The sequence below is a fragment of the Nonomuraea sp. NPDC050404 genome, from assembly GCF_040655495.1.
GTDB lineage: Bacteria > Actinomycetota > Actinomycetes > Streptosporangiales > Streptosporangiaceae > Nonomuraea.
The window spans coordinates 1-21,236 of sequence record NZ_JBFAKB010000054.1; the positions used below are offsets into that span (position 1 = coordinate 1).

Genomic DNA, 21,236 nt, shown 5'->3' on the forward strand with positions numbered 1-21,236 from the left:
TCTTCTGCGGCATGTCCATCGGCTACGAAGACGAAACCGTGCACCACCCCCGCACCGGCCGAGCCCCCCTCCACGAAACCGTCACCTTCATCGACAGCCAATAGCCACGCAGGTAGGTCTCGAGAGCGTCGGCGGTGGCGGGTCCAGGACGCGGCCCGCGACGTATGCGTTCGGCAGCTATGACGGGGTGATCCGCGAAGGCGTGACACCTCCTGCGGATCGACGCCGGTCGCGGGCACGGAGGAGGGCCTTGACGAACTCGCCGATCCACAGGACGACCGAGCCGACACCCAAGCAGGTCAGCCACTGTGCGAAGGACAGGTCGGTGGTGGTGAAGAAGCCGTGCAGCGCGTCCAGTTCGACGATGAGCACAAGCAGGGCGAGAACCGCGCCGACGGCGAGCAGCGGGTGGGCGTTGCGCAGGGTCTCGCGGTGGAACAGGCTGCGGGTGGGGTGGCGGACGGTGAGCAGGTTGAACGCCTGGAAGAAGACGAACGTGACGAGCGCCATCGTACCCGCCACGCCGGACTGGCCCGCGCCGCTGGGCGCCCAGACGAGAACCGCGAAGGTGCCGGTCGCCATGAGGGCACTCGTCAGCACGATGCGGATGAGGCGCTCCCGCGTGAGGATGGGCTCTCGGACGGGTCGCGGCGGGCGGCTCATCGCGTCCGGGCTGACCGGATCGACGCCGAGCGACATCGCGGGCGGGCCGTCCATGACGAGGTTCACGAACAGAATCTGCAAGGCCGTGAACGGCGCTCCGCCGGCTACACCGGTGACCGAGGTGATCAGAAATGTGAGTACGAAGCCGAGCGCGGTGGAGACCTGGAAGCGGGTGAACTTGACGATGTTGTCGTAGACGCCCCGCCCTTCCTGTACGGCTCGCACGATCGTGGCGAAGTTGTCGTCGGTGAGCACCATGGTCGCCGCTTCCTTGGTGACCTCTGTCCCGGTCATGCCCATGGCCACGCCGATGTCCGCCTTGCGGAGTGCGGGGGCGTCGTTGACACCGTCGCCGGTCATCGCGACGACGTCCCCGCGGGCCTGCAGCGCTCCGACGATGCGGAGCTTGTGCTCGGGTGAGACCCGGGCGATGACGCCGATGTCGTCCAGGCGGCGGGCGAGTTCGGCGTCGTCGGCGATCTCGTCGAGTTCCGCGCCGGTGCTGGTCCGGCCGGGGATGCCGAGGTCGCGGGCGATGGCCGCGGCCGTCACCGCGTGGTCACCGGTGATCATGCGGACGCGGATGCCCGCGTCGTGGCACTGTGCGATGGCCTGGCGCGCCTCGGGCCTCGGCGGGTCGACGATACCGACCAGAGCGATCAGGACGATCCCGTCCAGCAGTGGCTTCATGTCGTCGGTGGCCTCGAAGCCATCTGCGGGGAAGTCCTGGCGTGCGATGGCGAGCACGCGGCGGCCCTGTTCGGCCAGCCCCGAGTTCGTCTCTTCGTAGCTTCGCCGGGCCTCGGGGGTGATCTCGGTGACGCCGTCCGGGCTGAGGTAGTGAGTCGCCCTCGTGACCAGCACGTCAGGCGCGCCCTTGATGAAGCAGCGCACGATCGGCTTGTCGGCGTTGTCGGTCGAGTGGTGGCCGGTCCAGTGGTGGAACGTGGCCATGAACTTGTGGTCGGCGTCGAACGGGATCTCGGCCAGGCGCGGGCGCTGTTCCCGCAGTGCCTCAACGTCGATGCCGCCCTTCTCGGCGAGCACGATCAGGGCGCCCTCGGTGGGGTCGCCGAGCAGCTTCTCGTCGCGGAGCACGGCATCGGTGCACAGCGCCATGGCGGTCAACGCCTGGTCCAGGGCTTCGGGGGGCGGGCGGCCGTCGGTGGAGAGGATCCGCCCGGTGGCGACGTAGCCGTACCCGGTGATGGTGAAGCGCCGCTGCGCGAGCATGAGCTCCCGGGCGGTCATCTGGTTCAAGGTCAGCGTGCCGGTCTTGTCGGTGCAGATCTGCGAGGTGCTGCCAAGGGTCTCCACCGACGACAGCCGTTTGACGATGGCTCCGCGACGGGCGAGCCGGTCGGTGCCCATGGCCAGGGTGAAGGCCACCACCGCGGGAAGTCCCTCGGGGATGGCGGCCACGGCCAGCGAGGCGGCGGTGACGAACAGCACGCTGACCTCCTGCCCGCGGAGGAGCCCGAGCACGATCACCACGGCCACCACGACGGCGGAGATGAGCGCCAGCGTACGGCTGAGCACGTTGATCTGCCGCTGGAGCGGCGTCGAGGCGGGCTTGGCCGCGGCGAGCAGGTCGGCGATCCGGCCGGTCTCGGTCGCCATGCCGGTGGCGATGACCAGCATCTCACCCCTGCCGCGGGTGACCGAGGTGTTCATGAACAGGGCGTTGGCCCGGTCGGCCAGTGGCGCCTCCTCCTCGACCTGGGCTGCCGCGGACTTGGCCGCCGGCTGCGCCTCTCCGGTCAGTTCGGACTCCTGCACCTCCAGAGAGGCCGCGGACAGCAGCCGCCCGTCCGCCGGCACCCGGTCTCCGGCTTCGACCTCCACGACATCTCCCGGTACGAGTTCCGTGGCGTCCAGACGCGTGAGCCGACCGTCCCGGCGGACGGTCGCCGTGGTGTGGGTCATCCTCCGCAGCGCCTCCAGCGAGGCTTCGGCGCGCGACTCCTGGACGAAGCCGATGGTGGCGTTCAGCAGAACGACCACGGCGATCGCGAGCGGGGTCTCCCACTCGCGCGAGATCAGCAGGCTGACCACGGCGGCGACCAGCAAGATCAGGATCATCAGGTCCTGGAACTGGCGGAGGAACGCCCGCCAGCGCGGATCCCGGGTCACCTCCCGCAGTTGGTTGGGGCCGTGGCGTTCGAGACGCTGCGCGGCCTCGGTGGCCGACAGGCCCCGCGCCGGGTCCGCGCTCAGCCTGGCGGCGACCTCGCCGACCGGCAACGCGTGCCATGGCATCCGATCCGGTTCGATCATGCTGTCATCCTCAGTTGGCCGCGTGACGGAAAGGTGGTTGGTGTGGTCATCTCCCAGGACCGGGCAGCCGCGTCATGGGCTCCCCCACGACCCGCGCACGCACCGCCCGGAGGAGTGCGGCGAGCACGCCCGCCGGGGGTGGCCCTGTCGCCAGCTAAGACAAGATGGCCTCCGGACTTGTGACAGTCGCGACGCCTGGTTCGATCAGGGTGTCACCGTCCCTGAGCGCGCCCGGGGCGTCTGCCCTTCCAGCTCGAACGCGTCGCGAGACCCGTCACCCGCCCGAAAGGACGACATACGATTCGAATGTTTCTCATCCGAGGTTGAAGGGACAGCAGGACGGTGAACCAACCTGGGTGGAATTCCGGGCACGGCGGGAACGCGGGGCTGTTCGGGCGGGAGCAGGAGTGCGCGCGCCTCGACCAGATGATCACAGCCGTCCGCTCGGGCGAAAGCCGCGTACTCGTGGTGCACGGCCCGCCTGGAATTGGGAAGTCGGCGCTCCTGGACCATCTCGCGAACTCGGCGACCGATATGCGGAAGGTGTACGCGGCGGGTGTCGAGTCCGAGATGGAATTGCCGTTCGCCACCCTGCATCAGTTCTGCGCGTCCTTGATGGATGGACGTGGAAACCTTCCGGCACCGCAGCGCCATGCGGTCGAGACGGTGTTCGGCATGCGAGACGGAACGCCGCCCGAGCGCTTGGTGGTCGGCCTGGCCGTGCTGAACCTGCTTTCGGAGGCATCGGCGAAGGCCCCACTGCTCTGTGTGGTCGACAACGCTCAGTGGATGGACGTGGCCTCGGCCCAGGTCCTCGGTTTCGTCGCCCGGCGGCTGCGGGCCGAGTCGGTCGCTCTCCTCTTCGGCTCCCGTGAGCGTTCACAGGACCTGCTCGGGCAACCGGAGATGGCGGTCGGCGGGCTCCGTACCGAGGACGCGCGGGCGCTGTTGAGCTCGGTGGCGCGCGGGCGGATCGATGGGGAGGTCCGCGATCGGTTCGTGGCCGAGACCCGGGGCAACCCACTCGCCCTGCTGGAGTTACCGCGCGAACTGGCCGAGACCAGGGTCGCGGGCGGGCTCGGCCTCCCGAACGTCGATACGCCGCCCAGCGAGATCGAGCGCAGCTTCCAGGCCAGAATCGAGCGGCTGCCCGCACAGACCCGCCTGTTCCTGCTGGTCGTCGCGGCCGAGCCGGTCGGAGATCCCGCCCTGGTACGGCAGGCGGCGCAGCGGCTCGGCATCACCCCGTCGACCGTTCTGGAGAACGGCACCGACGGGCTGCTGGATTTCGGCGAACGGGCGATCTTCCGTCATCCTCTCATCCGGTCGGCGGTATATCGCTCGGCCAAGGAGGAGGATCGCCGAGCGGTTCACCTCGCGCTGGCGGAGGTCACCGATGCGCAGGCCGGCCAGGACCGGCGCGCCTGGCACCTCGCGTCGGCGACGACCGCACCCGACGAGGCGGTCGCGGCCGAACTCGAACGATCCGCCGACCGGGCACGGGCACGTGGCGGGCTCACCGCCATGGCGGCGTTCCTGCGGCGGTCCGTGGCGCTGACCATCGACGACTCCCGGCGCGTCGAACGTGCCCTGGCCGCCGCCGACGCCACCCTGCGGGCGGGTCACCTCGAAGTCGCCCGCCGATTCGTCGACCTGGCCGCCAGGGAGGCCCAGAGCGAGTGGCAGGTCGTACGAGCCGATCTGATGAGCGCTCACATCATGTTCGCGGCAGGCTTCAACCATGAAGCGTCGGCGATGTTGCTGGGCGCGGCGCGGCGGCTCGAACCCTTCGACATGGACCTGGCGCGGGAGACCTACCTCATCGCCTGGGTCAGCGCGTCGAACGGGGCCGCCGACCAGGACAGCGTCATGGCGATCTCGCAGGCGATGCGGCGGCTTCCACCTCCGGAGGGGAGCCCGCGCGCCATCGATCTGCTGATCGAGGGCTACTCACTGCTCATCACCGAAGGCCGCGGCGCCGCGCTCCCCAAGCTGCGCAGGGCGGCCACCATCATCGCCGACGCTCCCCCGCGGGAGATCATGAACTGGCTCTGGGCCGCCGGCGGTTCGGCCGCGCTCCTCTGGGAGGACCGGCTCATGAGCGAGATTCACACCACCGCGGCCGAGGAGGCGGGTACGGCCGGCGGCCCGCCCAAGCTGCCCGTCAACCTTCACTCGTGGGGAATGGTGACCCTGCTGAGCGGCGACTTCGCCACCGGGTCGGCGATCGTGGCCGAATCCGAGGTGGCCGCCCCTTCGACCGGCGTGGCCATGACGCGGCACACCAAGCTGCTGCTGAAGGCGATGGAGGGCGCGGAAGACGAGGCGTCGAACCTCTTCACCGCCACGATGGCGCAGGACGGTGCCGGCGGCCGGATGACCGGCGTCCAGTCGGCCCACTGGGCGGCCGCGCTCCTCTACAACGGCCTGGCGCGGTATCACCAAGCGCTGCGGGCGGCGCAGACGACCGCCCGGGGCGCCGACCTCGTCCTGTCCCAATGGGCGCTACCCGAGCTGGTGGAGGCGGCGACCCGCGTCGGGGACGGCGCAGCCGCGCGTGACGCGTTCGAGGATCTGGCACGGGTCACGGAGTCGTGCGACACCGACTGGGCCCAGGGGATCCTGGCCCGCTGCCGGGCGTTGCTGCACCAGGACGACGCCGCGGATCGTTCCTACAGTGAGGCGATCGAGCGGCTGGGCCGTACGATTCTGCGTCCCGAGCTGGCGCGCGCCCACCTGCTGTACGGCGAGTGGCTGCGCCGGGAACGCCGGCGAGCCGAGGCGCGGGTCCACCTCCGGACCGCCCACGAGATGTTCGAGTCGATCGGCATGAAGGCGTTCGCCGAACGTTCCCGCCGTGAGTTACTCGCCACGGGCGAGACCGTCCGAAAGCGCACGAACACGGACGCGGCGCATCAGGAATTGACGGCGCAGGAAAGCCAGATCGCCCTGCAGGCCGCAGAGGGCCTGACCAACCCGGAGATCGCGGCCCGTCTGTTCCTGAGCCCGCGGACGGTCGAGTTCCACCTCGGCAAGGTCTTCGCCAAGCTCGGTATCGGCTCCAGAAAGCAGCTCGGGGACGCCCTTGCGCGCGACATGCCCGGTTCCGGGAAGCCCGGGGGAAAAGCAGGGCCGGAACGAGACGATTTTCTCTGACCTGCGCCCGGGCACCGAGCCGCGCCGGCCCGATGCCCCGGGAATGTCGTCGTGCTAGTGAGCACCTGCCTTCGCGGCCCGCTCGATCACCCGGGTGACCGCCCTGGGGTCCGTCATCATGCCGACATGTCCGGCGTCGAACTCGGTGATGGTGGCGCCGGCCCTCGTGGCCATGGCCCGCTGGGCGGCGGGCGGGATGATCTGATCCCTGGTGCCGATGAGGGCCCAGGACGGGATCGTCCGCCAGGCAGGGGTTCCGGACGGCTCGTCGATCGCGAGCGTGGCCGGTCGCTGGGTGGCCCAGACGACCGCCTTGTCAGCGGCACTCAGCCCTGCCCCGAACGAGCTGAAGACGGCCGCCTTCTTGAGATAGAGGTCCGTCTTCAGGGTGGGCGGAAGGGCGGCGGGCACGAAGTCGAACACGGTGGCCGGGTCCCCGGCGAGGGCGGAATCCGGCCCCGCGAGCCGCAGGGCGGACTCGCCCGCGTCGGGCGCGAAGGCGTTGACGTAAACGAGCGCCTTGACATTCGGGTTCCCGGTGGCCGCGTTGGTGATCACGGCGCCACCGTAGGAGTGACCGACGAGGACGATCGGTCCTGTCAGCGTTTCCAGGAAGTCCTTCACGGACGCGGCGTCGCCCGACAACGACCGCAGGTGGTTGGGGATGGCTCTGACCGTGTACCCGTCGTAGTGGAGCTTCCTGATGACTCCGGTCCAGCTTGAGGCGTCCGCCCAGGCTCCGTGCACGAGGACGACGGCCGGTTTCGCGCCCGCTTCCTGGGCGACGGCGCCGCCCGCGGGGAAGAGGGTCACCAGGCTGAGGGTGACGGCGGCGAGCAGGGCCGTCACCGCGAAGGGCCGTCTCCTGGTTAAGCGGGCCGCGGGGGTGGAGGGTGTGTTCATGAGGCTGTCCTGTCCACGTGAAGGGCGGCTCCGATGGCGCGCACGTCCGGAGCCGGAGCCGGGCGTGAGATGTCGGCCCACATGTAGGACCGGACAGCGATTCGCCCCGTGACGCTCCGGGCTCACGAACAGTCGTGGCCCTGATCGGTCAGCGCCTGCGCGAGCTCGTGGCGGGAGGTGATGGCGAGCTTGGTGAACACCTTGCCCAGGTGGTACTCGACCGTGCGCGGGCTGAGGAACACCTGCGCGCCGATCTCCGGGTTCGACAGGCCGTCCCTGGCCAGGCGGGCGATCTGGCCCTCCTGGGGGGTGAGCCCGTCAGAGGTGGCGGCGCCGCGCCCGCGGACGGTCTCGCCGGTGGCCTGCAGTTCGCGGCGGGCACGCTCGGCGAACGCCTTGGCGCCGAAGCCCTGCAACATCTCGTACGCGGTGCGCAGGTGCTCACGCGCGTCGGCGCGCCGGTTCTCACGACGCAGCCACTCGCCGTACACCAGGTGGGCACGCGCGAGATGCACGGCGACCCGGCAACGCCGGAGGTGCTCGATGGCCTCCCGGTACAGCACGTCGGCGGCCTCGCCGTACGACAACAAGGCCCTTGAACAGGCCAGCAGGCCGAGCGCCCAGTCGGTGCCGCTGGCGGTGGCCCGCTCCTCGATCTGCCGCAGCGCGGCCGTGGCCGCCTCCGGAGCGTCACAGCGGACCGCGGCCTCGATGAGTTCGTAGAGGGACAGACCGTAGACGCCCAGATCGTCGTGCTCGCACGCCCGTTCGGCGCTGGCCCGGGCATTCTGGTGCTGGCCGAGACCGTTGTACAGCACCGCTTCCATGTAGTTGCGCACACCGATCGCCCGCCCCTCACCCCAGCTGCGCGCCATCTCATCGCCGGTTTCGAGGATCGCCAGCGCCTTGACCTCGCCGGACCAGACGAGGTGGAGCAGCGTGGCGTAGAGGAGGAGGGTGTTGCCGGTCACCTTCAGGATCGCGTTGGATTCCTCGATGTAGGCGACGGCCGCGTCGAACTCGCCGGCATAGACGTGCTCGGCGGCACGGTAGGTGAGGGCCAGCGGAAGAAAGTTGAGCGCACCGGTCTCGCGGGCCTCCCGGATCGCGGGCGTGGTCAGCTCGTGCCACGTCGCGTCGTCCCACTGGTCCGCGGCGGTCAGCCAGGTCATCCACAACCAGCGCATGTTGTCGTCCCCGTTCGCGCCGGCCTCCTGCCGGAACGCCCGCAACGCGCGCTTCAACCGCGGCGCGCCCGCGACGTAACCCTCGGCGAACCGTTTCACCATGCCGTCGAGGAGCATGTCGGCCAGCCGGGGCGGCCACGGTCCCGGCGGCGCGGCGCGGGCGGCCTCGGCCGCCACCTTCCGCAGCGCACCGGGTGCGCCCAGCCTGCCGGAGTGGACCGCCGATCCGATGGCTTCGAGATAGGCCTCGCGTGCCTGCCCGGGGTCGGCGGGCTTCAGCTCGCCGGCCGCGTCGAGCAGCAGCGGCACGGCCTCGCCCCCACGGCTCCGGGCGAAGACGATCTGGCCGCGCAGCCTGGCCACCCGTCCACGCCGGAGATCGTCCATGGGGACCAGTTGCGCGGCGGTGAGGAGATCGAGCGCCGCGTCCGGATCCCCGGCCTCGAAGGTGGCCCGCGCCGCGGCCAGCGCCCTGGCCCCGCGTCCGGCCGGGTCGGGCGTCAGCTCGGCCGCACGCCTGAGGAACGCCGCCGCCGCGGCCAGGCCGCCGCGCGCCTGGGCCCGGCCGGCGGATCGTTCCAGCTCGCCGGCCACGGCCTCGTCGGGCTCGACCGCCGCGTGCGCGCGATGCCAGGCCCGGCGATCGGGGTCGGACCGGGGGTCGGTCACCTCGGCCAGCGCGCGGTGCACGTCCCGGCGTTCCCTTCGATCCGCCGCGCGGTATGCCGCCGAGCGCACCAGCGGATGGCGGAATCGTGTCCACGGGCCGAACTCGATCAGGCCCGCGGCCTCGGCCGCCGCCGCGGCCTCCGCCCCGATGCCGAGCCGCCCGGCGGCCCGCCTCACCAGCGAGACGTTCCCCACCGGCTCGGCGGAGGCCACCAGCAGCAGCCGTTGCGTGGCGTCGGGAAGCTGCTCGATCCGCCGCAGGAAACTCTGCTCGATCTGACTCGCCAGCGGCCGCGCGTCAGGGCGTCCGAACCCGCCGGCCAGTTCGGCCACGCTCAGCCCGCGCGGCAGCTCCAGCAGGGCCAGCGGGTTTCCGTCGGTCTCGGCGACGAGCTGATCCCTGACCCGCTCATCCAGCCGCCCGGGCACCACCGAATCCAGCAGCGCCCGCGCGTCGTCGTCGCGCAGGCCCCGGATCACGAGTTCGCGCAGCCCGCGCAGGTCGTCGTCGGCGGTCCCCTGTGCCGAGGTACGCACCGCGAACACCAGTGCCACCCGCTCGGCGAGCAGCCGGCGCGCGACGAACGCCAGCGTCTGGAGTGAGACCTGGTCGAGCCACTGGGCGTCGTCCACGACGCAGACCAGCGGCCGCTCCTCGGCCGCCCCCGCCAGCAGGCTGAGCACCGCCAGCCCGACCAGGAACCGGTCCGGCGCCCTGCCCTCGCTGAGGCCGAGCGCGACGGCCAGGGCATCGCGCTGCGGGCCGGGGAGGTGAGCGATCCGCTCAATCATCGGCAGGCAGAGCTGGTGCAGCCCGGCGAACGCCAGCTCCATCTCCGACTCGGTGCCGGCCACCCTGAGGGTCCGGCACCCTCTCGCGTTCGCCACCAGGTGGTCCACCAGGGCCGACTTGCCGACCCCTGCCTCGCCACGCAGTACCACCGCCTGGCTCCGACCCGCCTTGGCGTTCTCGAGCAACCGCTCCAGCGCGCGGCACTCCTCACGCCTGCCCTGCAGCTCGCGACGCGGAGCACCGCTCGACATCCACCACCACCGCGCCGGTCCTGATCATTTGGATCGCCCTATTATGCACTGCGTGTGCGCTTCGGATGGCGTACTGGGGACCCGGCCCGGGGCCACCCTGATGCGACCACGGCCTCCGCCCGGCCACAGTGTGGGGGACCGGCTCGCCGCCCCTCGTCGCAAAGGACCCCCATGCCCGACGCCACCCCCGCCTCACGCCAGAGCAGACGCGCGACGATCGCCTCGTTCATCGGCACGGCGCTGGAATGGTATGACTTCTTCATCTACGGCACCGCCGCGGCCTTGGTCTTCGGCACCCTGTTCTTCCCGGAGTCGGACACCGCGACCGGCACGCTGGCGGCGTTCGCCACGTTCTGGGTCGGTTTCCTGGCCCGGCCGCTCGGCGGCATCCTGTTCGGGCACATCGGTGACCGCGTCGGGCGCAAGAACGTGCTGGTCATCACCCTGATCCTGATGGGGACGGCCACCACGCTGATCGGCGTCCTGCCCACGTACTCCTCCATCGGGTACGCGGCGCCGGTGTTGCTCGTGCTGCTGCGCGCCCTGCAGGGCCTCGCGGTGGGCGGTGAGTGGGGCGGGGCCGTGCTGATGGCCACCGAGAGCGCCGACGGCAAACGGCGCGGCATGGCGGGCATGTGGGTGCAGCAGGGCTCGCCCGCCGGGGCCCTCCTGGCGACCCTGGTCTTCGTGGTGGTGGGGCGGCTGCCCGACGATGTCTTCCTGCAGTGGGGCTGGCGGGTGCCGTTCCTGCTGTCGGCGATCCTGGTGGTGGTGGGGCTGGTGGTCCGGCTCGCGGTGGAGGAGTCCGCCGAGTTCAGCGCGGCGCGTGACACGGAACCGGCCGTCAGACTGCCTCTCGTGACGGTGTTGCGTACGGCGTGGCGGCTGGTCGCCCTCGGTGTCGGGGCGAGCGCGCTGGGGATCTCCGCGGCCTACTTCACGAACACGTTCCTGGTGTCGTGGGCCACCACCGCGCTCGGTGTCTCCCGCCAGACGATGCTGGACGTCCTGCTGGTCACCTCCCTCGTGCAGTTCCTCTGGCAGCCCGTCGCCGCTCTCATCGCCCACCGGATCGGGGCCCTGCGGGTCATGACGGGCGCCCTGGTCGGGAACATCGTGGTCGCCGTCCCGATGTTCCTGCTCATCACGACCGGGGACGGACTCATGATCACCATCGCCCTGGCCCTCAGCGTGGTCACCGGGGCCTCGTACTACGCGTTGCTCGCCGGGTTCCTGGCCCAGGTCTTCCCGGTGAAGGTGCGTTACACCGGCATCTCGCTCGCCTACCAGCTCTGCAGCACGATCATCGGCGGTTCCACCCCGCTGGTCGCCCAGTGGCTGCTGACCGGCTCGGGCGGCAGCCACTGGCCGGTCGTGGGGCACTACGTCGCCCTGCTCGTTCTCACGCTCGGCTGCGTGCTCGCGCTGGCCCGCCGCACCGCGCCCGATCGGCGCCACGCCGTCAGGCGGGCCGCTCTGGTCAATTCCTGATCGGAGGATCGTGACCCTGGTCGGGCAGCGCCTGGTCAAGCTGGCGGCGGGAGGTGATGAAGAGTTTGGCGAACACCTTGCCCAGGTGGTATTCGACCGTGCGCGGGCTGAGGAACAACTGGGCGCCGATCTGCGCGTTCGACAGGCCGTCCCTGGCCAGGCGGGCGATCTGGCCCTCCTGCGGGGTGAGCCCGTTGGGCGTGCCGTCCGTGCGCCTGGGGACGGTCACGCCGGTCGCCAGGAGTCCGCGGCGGGCGCGCTCGGCGAACGCCTTGGCGCCCGAACCCTCCAGCATTTCGTAGGCGGTGCGCAGGTGCTCGCGTGCCTCGGCGCGCCGGTTCTCCTGGCGCAGCCATTCGCCGTACACCAGATGGGTGCGCGCCAGGTGCACGGCGGCCCGGCAGCGCCGCAGGTGCTCGATGGCCTCGCGGTAGAGCAGGTCGGCGGCCTGGCCGTCGGACAACAGGGCCTTCGAGCGGGCCAGCAGGCCGAGCGCCCAGTCCGTGCCGCCGGCGATGGCTCGTTCCTCGATCCGGCGCAGCGCGGCCATGGCCGCTTCGGGGTCGTTGCCGTGGGCGGCCGCCTCGACCAGTTCGAGGAGAGCGAACCCGAAGACCCCCAGATCGTCATGCTCGCCGGCCCGCTGCGCATGGGCCAGGGCCTCCTGGTACCGGCCGGAACCGTTGCACACCACCGCGTGCATGTAGTGGACCGCACCGATCGCCCGGCCCTCGTACCAGGTGCTCGCCCACTCGGCGGCGGCGTCGAGTTGCTCCGTCGCCCGCTCCTCGCCGCGCCAGGCGATGAGCAGCGTTTCGGCGAAACCAAGGGGCGAGTTGCCGGTGACGTTCAGGATCGCGTGGGACTCGTTGACCAGGGCGGCGGCCGCGTCGAACTCGCCGGCGTACACGTGGACCACGGCGCGGTAGGTGAGGGCCAGGGGCAGGAAGTTGAGCGCACCGGTCTCGCGGGCCGTCTGGACCGCACGCGTGGTCAGGTCATGCCATGTCTCGTTGTCCCACAGGTCCGCGGCGACCAGGTAGGTCAGCCAGAGCCAGCGCATGTTGTCGTCCGGGCTGCCCGCCGCGTCCCGCCGGAACGCATGCAGAACGCGCTTCAACCGCGGCGCACTCGCGACGTAGCCCTCGGTGAACCGTGTCACCAGGCCGTCGAGAAGCGCGTCGACCAGCCGTTCCGGGCACGGCCCCGCTGGTGCGGCGCGGGCGGCCAGTGCCGCGTCCCTGATCGCGTCGGGGTGGCCGAGCCGGCCGGCGAAGATCGCCGACCCGATGGCGTCCAGGTACGTTTCACGCGCCTGTCCCGCATCGACGGGCGCCAGCCGATCGGCCGCCTCCAGGAGCGGCGTCAGAGCCTCACCGCCGCGCCTGCGCGCGAAGACGATCTGGGCGCGGAGCCGGGCCAGCCGTCCGGTCTGGAGCTCGTTCAGCACACTCAGCTCAGCGGAGACGAGCAGTTCGAGCGCCATGTCCGGGGCCCCGGCCTCGAAGGCGGCCCGCGCCGCGGCCAGCGCCCTGGCCCCGCGTCCTGCCGGATCGGGCGTCAATTCGGCGGCACGCTTGAGAAAGGCCGCCGCGGCCGCCAGACCGCCGCGCGCCTGGGCCCGGCCGGCCAGGCGTTCCAGCTCGCCGGCCACGGCCTCGTCGGGCTCGACCGCCGCGTGCGCGCGATGCCAGGCCCGGCGGTCGGGGTCGGATTCGGGATCGATCGCCTCGGCCAGTGCCCCGTGCGCCGACCGCCGCTCCGGTGGCGGCGCCGCCGAGTAGACCGCCGACCGTACCAGTGGGTGCCGGAACCGCGCCCACATCCCGACCTCCAGCAACCCGTCCGCCTGCGCGGGATCCACGGCGGAGGCGGGAATGCCGAGTTGCTCGGCCGCCCGCCAGATGAGCACCGGATCGCCGGTCGGCTCGGCCGCGGCGACCAGCATCAGCGACCGCGTCTCCGCCGGGAGCGCCGCCAGCCTGCGCCGGAAGCCCTCCTCGATCCGCGCCGGCACCGCCTGCGCCTCCATCAGCCCGAACCCGCCGGCGAGCTGCGCGGGACTCAGTCCCCGCGGCAGCTCCAGCAGTGCCAGGGGGTTGCAGTTCGTCTCGGCCAGGATCCGGTCCCTGACCCGTTTGTCCAGCCGGAACGGGACCACCGAACGCAGCAGCGTTTTGGCATCGCGCTCGGGCAGGCCGCGCACTTCCAGGTGGTTCAGGCCCTGGAACCGCTTGTCCGGCTCGCGCGCCGCGAAGATGATCCCCACCGGCTCCGCCAGCAGGCGCCGTGCCACGAACGCCAGCACCTGCGCCGAGGAGGTGTCCAGCCACTGCGCGTCATCGACCACGCACAGGAGCGGGCGTTCCTCGGCCGCCTCGGCCAGCAGGGTCAGCGTGGCCAGCCCGACCAGGAACCGGTCCGGCGCATCCCCCGTCCGTAGCCCGACCGCGACCGCCAACGCGTCGCGCTGCGGGCCGGGCAGTCCCTCCAGCCGGTCCAGCAGCGGCCGGAACAGCAGGTGCAGGCCGGCGAACGCCAGCTCCATCTCCGATTCCGCCCCTGCCGCACGAACCACCCGCATGTCCGACGCGGCCTCGGCCACATGGTCCAGCAGGGCCGACTTGCCCGCCCCCGCCTCGCCCCGCAGCATCACGGCCCGCCCACGTCCCGACCGAACGTCCCCCAGCAGGCCGTCGAGCTCAGCACGCTCCCGCTGCCGGTTCAACAGCGGCCGCCTGAACTCGGCCAGCGACCCCATGCCCTCTTACGCCCCCTGTTCGGAGTCACATCCGTCACGCGGCCGGATCAGAACCTGTCGGGCGCCTCGTCAGGATGTCACTCCCGCCCGGTCGCGATCAAGACCCGGCAGGTGGGGCACGTACCCCGGGGCGGCGGGCCGGAGTTGTGGGCCGTGCGGGTGCGTGGCGCCGCCGGGGTCCTCGGCCAGGACGCTCAGGGCCCCACCACGGCCACCGGGCACATCGCGCTGTGCAGCAGATGCCGGCTGACCGAGCCGAGCAACATCCCCTTCGCCGTTCCGTACCCGTGCGAGCCGATGACCAGCAGGCCCGCGTCTCTGGACGCCTCACGGAGGATCTTGGCGGGCGCACCCTCATCGACCCGCTCGACGACGTGCACGTCCTGATGGCGCGCGCGGTGCGGAGCCAGCGCGTCCAGTGCCGCCCCGTCCGGTCCGGCGTGCACGGCGAGCAGCCGCGACCCCCACAGCGCCGCCTCGGCGAAGGCGAAGTCCAGCACGCGGGCCGGGGTGTCCCCGGCGACCCCGAGCACGATCTCGCGTGAAGACGGCGACGGGAGGGTCCCCGCCACGACCACGGGGCAGTCGGCATGGCCGGCGACGCCGTACTTGACAGAACCTTCCAGCAGCCGGATAAAGGCCCCCTCGTGGTGGTCGCCGATGACCAGCAGCTCCGCCTCGGCCGCGGTGCTCAGCAGTGCCGTACGCGGGTCTCCTGACAGATAGCGCTTCTCGATCGGGAGATCCGCGCTTATCTGCCTGGCGCGCTCCACCGCGGCATCGGCCACTTCGGCGGCGCTGTCGCGCATCCACGCGGCGATGGTCGCATAGCGGCCGCCGTCGGTCTCGTTCGCCCAGCGCGGCATCGCGTGCGCCACGGTCAGTGACACGCCGCGCAGCGATGCCTCCTTCGCCGCCCAGCCGGCGGCCTGCAAGCCGGCGGACGAGCCGTCGACACCAACGATGATCATGAATCCTCCCGTTGACCGTGCGGGCGGAGGAGTCGCCTCCCGCCCGCGCATCCGTTCCTCAGTGCTTGACCGCTTCGGTTGGGCCTGCCTCCCGAGAGTGTCGGCATGGGCGCCACCTGGGGCCGTAACCGCCTCAGCCGGTCAGCCGGCGGTCGCGTTCCAGGTAGGAGCGGGCCAGTTCCACCCGCGATTTCAGGCCCAGTTTGCGGAATACGCGCGTGATGTGTGTTCCGACGGTGGAAGGCGACAGGAAGAGCATGTCCGCGGCCTCTCGGTGGGACGCTCCCTCGGCGACGAGTGTGGCGACCCGACGCTCGGCGGGGGTGAGCGCGTCCCAGCCGTGTGCCGTTGGGTGCCGTTGTGCCCGGCCCCCGGTGGTCCCTGAGATGCGCCCAACCCTGCCGGCCTCGTTCTCGGCGGCCGTTCGTGTGTAGATGCGCCCGGCGTGGACGAGGGGCCCGGTGGCGGCGTCACGATCGACCTTCTGGAGCAACCTGCCCGTGTCCTCCAGGGCGGAGGCCAGTTGCAGAGGCAGGGCGAGCCGGCGGAGAATCCCGACCGCCCGCCGGACCGCCCGGAGGTCGCCGTCCAGCAGCCCGCGTGCGTGCTCGGCGACCGCCGCGAAGAACGGGAAACCGGGGTTGAGCGCGGCCCTCCGCTCGGCCTGGCCGACCACGCTCGCGGCGAAATGTCCCGCGCCGCATCGCAGCGCCATGCGTACGAGGGCCGGGTCCTCCGCCGGGTCCGCGGACCATGTCGGCGTTCCCCGGACGAGCGCGCCGTCCTCCAGCAGGGCTCGAACCCGGCGCAGGTCACCCGCTCCGTCGGCGATCCGCGCCGCCAGGCGCGCGCTCGCCGCACGCATCGGCCCGATCTCCGTCGCCGGCAGGCGCTCGGCGTGTACGGCCGCGCGCCGCCGGGCCACGGGATCAGCCGTCAGCACCCCGACGCGCCCGATCACGGAAATCGCCTCAAAGGAAACGGTATCGCCGGCGCCCGACTCCCCCACCATCAGGAGCGCGGCCTCGGCTTCCTCCCGGGCCTCGGCCAGCCGTCCCGCGGCCAGGAGCAGGCGAGCGCGGACGGCCAGCCAGAGGTTCAGGCCCTGGGCATGGCCGGGGCGCCGCGCCGCCGCCACGCCGTCGGCCGTCGCCCGCAACCCTTCCCGCACCTTGCCGGTCAGACCGTACAGCGACGCCTGCCAAACGGCGGGGACGTACAGCGCGGAGGGGTCCTGCACGGTGGTGACGGCCTCGGCGGCCAGGTGCTCTGCCGTGGTGAAATCGAACCGGTGGACCCGGGCCACGGACTCGGCGGTGCGAAGCAGCGCCAGGGCCGTCCGGTTCCCGGCCCGCAGAACGGCCTCGGTGGTGGGCGTGAGCAGCCGCTCGGCCTCGGGGGCGTCGCCGGTCAGCAGGGTGGCGAGGCATCGCAGGGCGAGCAGCGGAGCGCGCAGGCCGTCCGGCACGCCGTCCAGCCCGGTTCCGGCGCTGCTGTGCCGCAACACTTCGGTGAAGGAGCCTTGCTGCGCCGACAGCGCCGCGCCCAGCCGTACCCGCGCTTCCACGACCGCGGGCAACGGTTCTTCCAGGACCGATTCGGCGAGCACCCGGCCCTCTGCGCCGCGGCCGACACGCGCGAGCAGAGGGAGGGCGTCCGCGACCGCTTCCGCGCGTGCTTCGGAGCCGGCCGGGACGGCAAGGGCCACGGTCTTGCGTGCGACCGCCACAGCTGTGTCGGGTGCGACATGGGCGAGTTCGGGCAGGGTCCTGCGCAGCAGCGCGACGAGCTCGTGGTCGCCGGGCTCGGCGCCCTCCGCCATTTCCATGGCCACCTGGGCGATCGGCGTACCCTGCGCCAGGCTCAGCGCGGCGGCCCGCTTGCGCGTCGCCTGGCGGTGCGGCTCGGGCACCGATGCCCGGATGGCTTCGCGGATGTTGTCGTGCCCGAAGGTGAGGGGGTCGGTCGGCTCGACGAGACCGGCATCGACGGCTTCCTGGAGGGCCCCGACGAGTTCGGCCGGGTGCCGCCCGCTGAGGTCGGCGAGCCGGGCGGCGTCCAGTTCGCGGCCGAGCACCGACGCGAGCCGCAGCACCTCCCGGGCGACCGGCGACAGGTGCCTCAGGAGGCGTTGGGCGGAGCCGTAGAAGGGAGTCGGTGAATGCCGGGCGGCCAGATGCGCGACGCCGTCCACCCGCATGACGGTGCCCTCGCCCGGCAGCCCGCGGACGGTCTCGGTCACCGGCAGCGGCCGGCCCCCGGCCTGCGCCGGCAGGCGGAGAATGTCGGCGCAGGGCTCGGCGCCGAGCAGGTCCGCGGCGATCCCGGCGACCGCGTCATCCGGCAGCGGGCCGAGGCGGATCGTGCGGGCTCCGATGCCGGCGAGCCTGGAAACGGTGGCCCGTACCTCGGCGGCGGGTGAACCGGTGCGGACGGTGACCAGCCACAGGATCGCCTGCGCGGACAATCCGGCCGGCAGGGCGCTCAGTGCCAGGAGCGTCCCGCTGTCGCACCACTGCAGGTCGTCGATGCTGACGAGCAGCGGCCGGTCCCGCGCGGCAGGCCTCATCCGGTCCTGCAGCGCCCGGATCAACCGTTGTTCTGCTGGTATGGCCTGCGTACGGAGATCGGCTGCCTCCGCGACGGGTTGCCCGCCGGAGCTCAGGGCCCTTAGGAGCACGTCGAACGGAACCTTCTGCCGGTGGTGCTCGCCGGTCGCGCTGAGCACGCGGATGGACCGGGCCTCAGCGATCGCCCGCGCCTCCCGCGCGAGGCGGCTCTTGCCGTCTCCGGGCGCCCCCTCGACGAGGACGATGCCTCCATGCCCTTCCCGCGCCTGCGATATCCACCCGGTCAGGCCGGCCATCTCCGCATCGCGCCCGCGCAGCCCGGGCTCCCTTCCGGCGTCGCTCCTCAGCCGCATCGCCTCTCCCATCGGCATTCCGTGCCGCGCCGCAGCAGGCGCCGGCTCCCCCACTGTGACCGGGGCGCTGCCTTCATCGCTTCAGGGAGTGCCTGGCCCCGGTCCCTAGGCGACACCCCCGGCGTGCGGGCAGGAGGTCATGCGGCTCCGTGCGCCAGCACGAGGCGGGCCAGGTCCACCCGCGACCTGATGCCCCACTTGGTGAAGATGTGCCTCAGGTGCGTGTTGACCGTGTGTCTCGAAAGGGACAGCTGCTCGGCAACCTGCCGGTTGGTCCCTCCCTGGGCCACCAGCAGGGCCACCTCCACCTCGGACGCCGTCAACCCCCACCGGCCGCTCTTCGCCCTGTCCGGTGACCGGTGCACGCCGAGCAGGCGGAGCCGTCTGCGTACGCGGCCCGCGTCACGCGATGCGTGCGCCCCCTCGTAGAGTTCGAGCGCGGTGTCCAGGAGGTCCGCCGCGGTGGGATCGCCGGAGGCGCCGAGGGCCCGGCCCGCGTCCTCGGCCGCCGAGGCGTGGACCAGCGGTCGTTCGGTGTCCGCCAAGAGCTTGACGGCATGCAGCAGGAGGTCGGGGTCGTCGTCCACGATCCCGCGTGCGTGGGCCGCGACGCCTCGGAGGAAGGGGGAGCCGAGCCCCAGTCCTTCTGCCCGCTCCGCGGCGGCCACCGCGAGTCCCGGATGTCCGGCACGCAGCGCGAGCCGGGCGAGCACGACCAGGTCGGCGGGGTCGGGTGGCGCTCCGGGCAGCAGGCCCGGCAGGCGTGGGCCGTCGCCGACGCGCTCGATCAGTTCGGCGCGGCGGGCGGTGTCGCCCATGGCGTCGGCCGCCAGCGCGGCCAGCCACGCCCCGGTGCGGCGCACGGAAGGCGCCGCGGTCTCCATCATCCGCGCTCCATCGGCCGCGCATCGCCGGATGCCCTCCCGGTCCCCCCGGTGCATCGCCGCCCGGCCGAGCACGTATCGGGCCGTGAGGTCGGCGAAGTCTCCCTGACTCGGCCCGAGGCCGGCCGCGAGGGCGGCGTCGGCCTCGGCGCGGCCGGCGGCGAGGCGGCCCGCGTCGAGCAGGATCCGCGACCGGCTCATCGACCACAGGAGTGCCGCGGCGGTGTGTCCGTTCCTGCGGGCCGCACGGAGGGCCTCGTCGGTGTCGCGCAGCGCCGCCCGCACCTGCCCCGACGCGAGGAGGAGGAATGCCCGCCCGCAGTCCTCCAGCTCCCACGGCAGGTGCCGGGTACGGGAGCGGGCGGCCAGGGAATCGGCCCGGTCCTGGTGTTCGACGGCGGCGCTCAGGCTCAGCGAGGCCAGTTCCGCTCTGGAGAGCGCGGCCAGCGCGGTGGCCGCGGCCTCGCCATCGGGGTTCTCCACGGACCGGGCTGCGGCTGCGGCCTGTACGGTATCTCCGGCCTGCGCGAGATGCAGTGCTCGAACATCCCCCGCCTGCGCGAGATGCAGTGCTCGAACATCCCCCGCCTGCGCGAGATGCAGTGCTTGAACGGCCGACAGCCGGGCGCGCAGCGGGGCCGGGAGATCCGGCAGCGACAGGCCGATCCGGCACTCGCGGGCCGCCTCGACGAACGACGTATGGCTCGCGAGGCGCGCCACGCTCAACCGCAACCGCCCCTCGGCCTCCGGCGTGAGAATCCCTTCCAACGCCGTGTCGGCCAGCGCCCTGGCTTCGGCGTACCGGCCCTTCTCGCCCAGGAGGTCCACCGTCTCATCGACGCTCACGGTGGTGCGGGACCCGGCCGGCCTCGCCAGCTCCAGCGCCCGGCGGTTCCATGCCACCGCCACGGAAGGCGCGGTTACGGCCAGGTGCGTCGCCGCCTCGCGCAGCAGGCCGGCGGCCTGGAGATCACCCGGCGACGCGGTCTCGGCGAGTACGGCGGCGACGTCCACAGCGCTTTCCCCCTGGGCCAGGCGGACGTTGACCGCCCGCCGCCGCAGGTAGCGGCGCAACGCCGCGGGGAGGGCCTCGCGGATCGCCTGCCGGACCAGGTCCTGCCGGAAGCTCAGGAGGGTGCCCCTGCGTGACAGGATTCCGGCGCTGACCGCCTCCCTCGTCAGAGCGGCGACCTCGTCCGTCGCGGCTCCGGTGAGCCCGCTCACGTCATCGGCGGTGAAGTCCCGACCGAGTACGGCGGCGATCTGCAGGCCCCGCCGGGCGGCCGGGGACAGCTGATCGAGCCCGTCCCGGACCGTGGCGAGGAGCCGACGGGGCAGGCTCTCCGCGGCCGTCGAGGCGACACCGTCCCGGATCGTGATGAGCCCCTCTTCCCGCATCCCCCGAAGCAGCTCGACGACCAGCCGCGGCACGCCCTCCGCGCGCCGTACCAGCCGCATCACCGTCTCTCCGGGCTCGGCTTGGAGCAGGTCGGCTGCCAGAGCGGTGACGGCGTGTTCGGGCATCGGGCGCAGGACGATCCGGCTGTCGGCGCCTTCGCGCATCCGCCGCAGCGGCAGCACCGAGCCGGGCCCGCCCGCGGGGACGGACCCCACCGCCAGTACCCACAACACCGGCGTGATCGCCGGGCGGTCCGCGAGCATGGCCGGCGCGCCGATCGTCTCGGGGTCGCACCACTGCACGTCGTCGAGACAGATCACCAACGGCCCCCTCGCGGCGCTGCGGGCCAACTCGGCCCGGATCCCCTCGGGCGTCAAGTCGGCCGTACGGCGACCCGCGCGCAGCGCCTCCAGCAGTGGCCCGAAGGCAACCGTGCGGCCGTCGCGGGTGCCCGCCCCGTGCCTGGAGGCCAGCCCCGCGTGGACGGCGTGTGCCCGGATCTCCGCCAATAGCCGGGTCTTCCCCGAGCCCGGCGGCCCCTCGACCGTCACCACACCGCCTGCTCCGCCGGCCAGCGCGGCCAGCCGCTCCCGCAGCGACCTCCATTCGGGCTCGCGCCCCCGCAGCGGAAGGTCCCCGGGCGGCGGCGCGGGGGTGCGTCGCTCGTCGCCAAAGAGCATGCTCTTCGTCTTCTCGAGTGCCATGACTCCTCCGTTCGGCCTGCCGGCGGACGTTCGTCGCCGATGAGGAACACACTCGCGCGGGGGCGTCCGCGGTCGCATCGGGGAGTACCTGGTCTTGATCCCTAACCAGGCAGGGGGCCGACCCCAGGGATCACGTGAACCGCGCCCGGCCTGTCACAGCCCTCAGGGCTACCAGGTCATAGCTGGCGGGCCAAGCCCCTGACC

9 protein-coding genes are annotated in these 21,236 nt (G+C 72.3%); 2 read left to right on the forward strand and 7 right to left on the reverse strand.

From position 1 onward, the window contains the following. Positions 1-177 precede the first annotated feature (177 nt). A complete protein-coding gene (locus tag AB0I81_RS61860; RefSeq protein ID WP_360679611.1) occupies positions 178-2,940 on the reverse strand; it encodes an HAD-IC family P-type ATPase in 2,763 nt (920 codons plus the stop codon). 342 nt (positions 2,941-3,282) lie between these two features. Here AB0I81_RS61860 and AB0I81_RS61865 point away from each other — a divergent pair, with 342 nt between their 5' ends. Continuing rightward, positions 3,283-6,096, forward strand: a complete 2,814-nt coding sequence (locus AB0I81_RS61865; protein ID WP_360679614.1) for an AAA family ATPase — start codon at positions 3,283-3,285, stop codon at positions 6,094-6,096. 54 nt (positions 6,097-6,150) lie between these two features. Here the strand turns inward: AB0I81_RS61865 and AB0I81_RS61870 are convergent, their stop codons facing one another. After that, positions 6,151-6,999 (reverse strand): alpha/beta hydrolase, encoded by an 849-nt coding sequence (locus AB0I81_RS61870; protein ID WP_360679617.1) that lies wholly within the window; start codon positions 6,997-6,999, stop codon positions 6,151-6,153. Positions 7,000-7,121: 122 nt separating this feature from the next. After that, positions 7,122-9,899: an AAA family ATPase gene (locus AB0I81_RS61875; protein ID WP_360679619.1), complete on the reverse strand. Its 2,778-nt coding sequence runs from the start codon at positions 9,897-9,899 to the stop codon at positions 7,122-7,124. 171 nt (positions 9,900-10,070) lie between these two features. Here AB0I81_RS61875 and AB0I81_RS61880 point away from each other — a divergent pair, with 171 nt between their 5' ends. Next, complete coding sequence (locus tag AB0I81_RS61880; protein ID WP_360679622.1) at positions 10,071-11,390, forward strand: MFS transporter; 1,320 nt, start codon at positions 10,071-10,073, stop codon at positions 11,388-11,390. On the opposite strand, the gene AB0I81_RS61885 is transcribed toward AB0I81_RS61880, so the two are convergent. From AB0I81_RS61885 to AB0I81_RS61900, 4 genes are all read right to left on the reverse strand, one after another. Next, positions 11,380-14,151 carry an AAA family ATPase gene (locus AB0I81_RS61885; protein ID WP_360679625.1) on the reverse strand — a complete coding sequence of 924 codons (2,772 nt, stop codon included), beginning with the start codon at positions 14,149-14,151 and terminating at the stop codon, positions 11,380-11,382. The two genes, AB0I81_RS61880 and AB0I81_RS61885, sit on opposite strands and share 11 nt — an antisense overlap. 194 nt (positions 14,152-14,345) lie before the next feature. Next, positions 14,346-15,122, reverse strand: coding sequence for a universal stress protein (locus tag AB0I81_RS61890; protein WP_360679628.1), 777 nt, complete (start codon positions 15,120-15,122; stop codon positions 14,346-14,348). A gap of 133 nt (positions 15,123-15,255) precedes the next feature. Beyond that, complete coding sequence (locus AB0I81_RS61895) at positions 15,256-18,045, reverse strand: AAA family ATPase (RefSeq protein ID WP_360679631.1); 2,790 nt, start codon at positions 18,043-18,045, stop codon at positions 15,256-15,258. Between the two features lie 137 nt (positions 18,046-18,182). Next, positions 18,183-21,032, reverse strand: a complete 2,850-nt coding sequence (locus AB0I81_RS61900) for a LuxR C-terminal-related transcriptional regulator (protein ID WP_360679633.1) — start codon at positions 21,030-21,032, stop codon at positions 18,183-18,185. Positions 21,033-21,236: the final 204 nt, after the last annotated feature.